The organism is Mesorhizobium sp. M5C.F.Ca.IN.020.29.1.1, assembly GCF_003997375.1.
Lineage (GTDB): Bacteria > Pseudomonadota > Alphaproteobacteria > Rhizobiales > Rhizobiaceae > Mesorhizobium > Mesorhizobium wenxiniae.
This window is the reverse complement of sequence record NZ_RZSW01001036.1, coordinates 1-974: the sequence shown is the minus strand read 5'-3', so window position 1 is coordinate 974 and position 974 is coordinate 1. Positions and strand designations below refer to the sequence as shown.

The following is a 974-nucleotide window of genomic DNA, read 5'->3' as shown; positions in this document are numbered from 1 at the left end:
GACCTGTTAAGAAAGGTTAATGGCAAAGGCTTAACAGGCGGTGAAACGGCTGCTCTAAACCATCTCAGCAGTCGCCGCTGCGCTTGCCATTGTCGCGTATCACGCAGACCGAACTGGGCAGCGGCTGCAGCACGCTCCTGCGCAGCGTGTAGGTACCCCGATGGCCGATCGAGCCCGTGTTTCCAATCGAGCCTGTGCTCCCCACCGACCCTGGGCTCCCAATCGATCCTGTGCTCATTCCATCGAGGCCGCCGGCAAAATGGTCGCGGGCGGTCTGCAATCGCGTCCGGCTGTCGAGCAAGGGCGTCGCGATCAAGGCCAGCGCCACCAGGGCCGAGCCGAATAACAGCGTGATCCGCAAAATGCCCATGCCGGCATGGACAGCGAAGCTGCGGTCGGGTCGGATCGAATCCCAGTCCCTGTCGAGGCTCATGCAACCGCCCTCCGAAGGCCTGAACACGGCCTTCCCTTCAATGCCACGCCTCAATTTTCCACAGCGAGATAAATCTTCCATTAACGCTGTCTAACTCGGGCAGTGACGGCACAATCACAGAAGATCGATGAGGAACTGGATCAGCGGCGCGTCGGCCGGCGGCATCGGAAAATCGCGCATTTGGCGCGGCCGCACCCATTTCAGCACCTGCCCTTCCTTCGGCTGCGCGATGCCGCGGAAGCGACGGCAGACGTACAGCGGCATCAGCAGGTGAAAATCATCGTAGGAATGGCTGGCGAAGGTGAACGGCGCCAGGCAGGGAATATTGGTTTCGATGCCGATCTCCTCGTACAACTCCCGGATGAGGCATTCTTCCGGCGTCTCGCCGGGCTCGACTTTGCCGCCCGGAAACTCCCACAGGCCGGCGAGCTGCTTGCCTTCCGGCCGCTGCGCCAGCAGCACGCGGCCGTCGCTATCGACCAGCGCGCAGGCTGCGACCAGGAGCAGGCGCTTGCCGAGAGGGTTCGGGCCGGTCATGCGC

At 62.6% G+C, this 974-nt stretch carries 2 protein-coding genes; both read right to left on the bottom strand.

Translation table 11 applies throughout. The annotated features are described in order from the left end of the window. Positions 1–64: 64 nt before the first annotated feature. Positions 65–433 (bottom strand): hypothetical protein, encoded by a 369-nt coding sequence (locus EOA85_RS36015; RefSeq protein ID WP_127212785.1) that lies wholly within the window; start codon positions 431–433, stop codon positions 65–67. Positions 434–547: 114 nt separating this feature from the next. Continuing rightward, positions 548–970, bottom strand: coding sequence for a (deoxy)nucleoside triphosphate pyrophosphohydrolase (locus EOA85_RS36010; protein ID WP_127212786.1), 423 nt, complete (start codon positions 968–970; stop codon positions 548–550). Positions 971–974: the final 4 nt, after the last annotated feature.